This is a genomic window from Streptomyces sp. KR55, from assembly GCF_052245645.1.
Lineage (GTDB): Bacteria > Actinomycetota > Actinomycetes > Streptomycetales > Streptomycetaceae > Streptomyces > Streptomyces flavusporus.
In genome coordinates, this window is record NZ_JBQQCE010000767.1 from 1 (window position 1) to 2798 (window position 2798).

At 69.3% G+C, this 2798-nt stretch carries 3 protein-coding genes and 1 pseudogene; 1 reads left to right on the forward strand and 3 read right to left on the reverse strand.

The genetic code is table 11. The features are described from left to right. Together ACTWQJ_RS49720 and ychF are read right to left on the reverse strand one after the other, a co-directional pair. A partial coding sequence (locus ACTWQJ_RS49720) for a GNAT family N-acetyltransferase (protein WP_443312945.1) occupies positions 1 to 307 on the reverse strand: 307 nt, incomplete at its 3' end. Between the two features lie 277 nt (positions 308 to 584). Beyond that, the gene (gene ychF, locus ACTWQJ_RS49725; RefSeq protein WP_443312946.1) at positions 585 to 1673 is read right to left on the reverse strand and encodes a redox-regulated ATPase YchF; all 1089 of its coding nucleotides are present in this window, start codon (positions 1671 to 1673) and stop codon (positions 585 to 587) included. A gap of 546 nt (positions 1674 to 2219) precedes the next feature. Between ychF and ACTWQJ_RS49730 the strand changes: the two genes are divergently transcribed. Beyond that, positions 2220 to 2612: a DUF6542 domain-containing protein gene (locus ACTWQJ_RS49730; RefSeq protein ID WP_443312947.1), complete on the forward strand. Its 393-nt coding sequence runs from the start codon at positions 2220 to 2222 to the stop codon at positions 2610 to 2612. Positions 2613 to 2616: 4 nt separating this feature from the next. On the opposite strand, the pseudogene ACTWQJ_RS49735 reads toward ACTWQJ_RS49730, so the two are convergent. Next, positions 2617 to 2798 (reverse strand): annotated as a pseudogene (locus ACTWQJ_RS49735) (ROK family protein); the annotation flags it as partial.

Below are 2798 nucleotides of genomic sequence, written 5' to 3' on the forward strand. Positions count from 1 at the left end.
CCTTGCCGCGGGAGGACGGCAGCAGCCCAAGTCCGATGTGCGCGGACCGGTTGTGGTTGTCGATGCCCCACAGCGTCGCGGTGCCGATCAGTGTGCCGCCGTCCAGCTCCACCACGGAGAACTGGACAATCCCCTGATTCTTGTCGTCCACCACGAGCCGCGGATCCTTCGAGCCGGGCGTGATCGGCCGCCACGGACCGCCTTCGGCCCGTGAGCCGTTGACCACATCGTCGTAGAGCTCGGCCCGCAGGATCGGGATGTCGTCCTCGTGCCGGGCTCTCAGCCCGACCTTGCCGCCCCTTAGCATGCAAGCTTCCTATCCGACCGGGCCGGCCGGCGGCAAACCAATAAGTCAGTTTCTGCTCGGTGCGGGGGCGGGGAAGCTTCAGCCCGAGCAGAGCGGCGCCGATGTGGATGGGCAGGCCGCCGTTGACGATGTCGGTGGCGACACCGGCGCCTGCCACGGAGGCGCCCCACAGGTCAGCACGCGCATGCAGAAGGGGTCGGGCTCACCAGAGCCCGACCCCTTCTGACCTGCATCCTTGACGGATTACCGGATTACCTGGCATGCGGTGGCGAGACGCTTACACATTGAAGCGGAACTCCACCACATCCCCGTCCTGCATCACGTAGTCCTTGCCCTCCATCCGCGCCTTGCCCTTTGCGCGGGCCTCGGCGACCGAGCCCGTTTCGACCAGGTCGTGGAAGGAGATGACCTCCGCCTTGATGAAGCCCTTCTGGAAGTCGGTGTGGATGACACCGGCGGCCTCCGGGGCGGTGGCGCCCTTCTTGATGGTCCAGGCGCGGGATTCCTTGGGGCCGGCCGTGAGGTAGGTCTGCAGGCCGAGGGTGTTGAAGCCGACGCGGGCCAGGGTCGCGAGGCCGGGCTCGTGCTGGCCGACGGACTCCAGGAGTTCGAGGGCCTCGTCCTCGTCCAGCTCGGCGAGGTCCGCCTCCAGCTTGGCGTTGAGGAAGATCGCCTCGGCGGGGGCGACCAGCGCGCGCTGCTCGTCCTTGAAGGCGTCGTCCATCAGCTCGTCCTCGTCGACGTTGAAGACGTAGAGGAAGGGCTTGGTGGTGAGCAGGTGCAGGTCGTGGAGGAGCTCCGCGCGCTCGCTGCCCTGGACGATGCCGTGCGCGAAGAGGGTGTCGCCCTTTTCGAGGATCTCCTTGGCCTCCTCGACCGCCTTGACCTTCGGCGCCACGTCCTTCTTGATCCGCGACTCCTTCTGCAGGCGCGGCAGGACCTTCTCGATCGTCTGCAGGTCGGCCAGGATCAGCTCGGTGTTGATCGTCTCGATGTCGTCCTTGGGCGAGACCTTGCCGTCGACGTGGACGACGTTCTCGTCCTTGAACGCACGGATGACCTGGCAGATCGCGTCGGATTCTCGGATGTTCGCCAGGAACTTGTTGCCGAGGCCCTCGCCCTCACTGGCGCCGCGCACGATGCCCGCGATGTCGACGAAGTCGACGGTGGCCGGCAGGATCCGCTCCGACGAGAAGATCTCCGCCAGCTTGGCCAGGCGGGTGTCGGGGACGCCGACCACGCCGACGTTCGGCTCGATCGTGGCGAACGGGTAGTTGGCCGCCAGCACGTCGTTCTTGGTCAGGGCGTTGAACAGGGTCGACTTGCCGACATTCGGCAGACCGACGATTCCGATCGTGAGCGACACGTTGCGACTTCCCGTACGTGAGAGGGCCAGGAGGGTGGGCCGGGGCCGGGGCCAGGAGACGTCTGGCCGATCCACCAGTCTACGGGGTGCCCGGCGCCGCCCCGGCGACGTATCGAACGCTTGGCCAAGCTCTGCGCCTCGGCGTGTCTGACGGGCTATTCGGCACATAAGCCGACCTAAGTTGGTCCAGTGGAGCAATACAGGACGCGACCCCCGCAGAACGGACCGCGACGCGCCACGCCCCCAGCGCTGCCGCCCCAGGCGGTGCGCGGCGGTGCGAGCGGTGCGGGCGGTTCCGGCAGCCCGGGCGGTGCGGGTGGCGGCGCCGTACGGTCGACGCGGTCCCCGCGGCCCGCGCGGACTGGACGGGCCGGAAAGGCCGAACGAGGCCAGCGACCTGAGCGGGCCAACCCTCCGGCTGACCGGCCGGTCCGCCCCCGCTCGCCGCAACCGCGCGGGGGGGCGGGCGTGGGCCGGGCCGGTGGGGTGAAGCGGCCCGTGGCCGTACGGCGGCCCGCTCCCCAGGGGGGCCAGGCGGCACGCCGGATGCCCAACCCCCGGCTCACCGGGCTGGGCGTCGGATTGTTCTGCGGGGCGCTGATGCTCGCGCTCGGCTGTCTGGATCAGCTGCTGTTCGGGGCGTCGCTGGTGGTGTACGGCGTGCTGTTTCTGCCGGTGTGCGTGCTGACGGCGGTGTGGGTGCGGCGGGGCGACCTGGTGACCGTGCCCATCGTGGTGCCGATCGCGTTCGCCGTGGGGCTCGTGCCGGTCGCCGAGCGCGGTGAGGGGGTGAGCGGACGGTTCGTGGGGCTCTTCACCGCGCTGGCGACTCAGGCGGGGTGGTTGTACGGCGGGACGCTCATCGCGGGGTCCCTGGTGACCGTGCGCTGGATTCGTATGCTGCGCCGCCGGACCGCACGCAGCCGCCCACCCGTGTGAGGGCCTACCCCTCCTTCGCCGCCCGCATCGCCGCTCCCACGATGCCCGCGTTGTTCTGCAGCTGCGCCGGGACGATCTCGGCCTTGATGCCGTCGATGTAGCGCAGGAACTTGTCCGCCTTGCGGCTGACGCCGCCGCCGATGATGAACAGCTCGGGTGAGAAGAGCACCTCGACGTGGGCGAGGT

Bases quoted from the DNA above. Each gene is read 5' to 3' on its own strand.
- ACTWQJ_RS49730 (WP_443312947.1), top strand. From the start codon at position 2,220: ATGCCCAACCCCCGGCTCACCGGGCTGGGCGTCGGATTGTTCTGCGGG.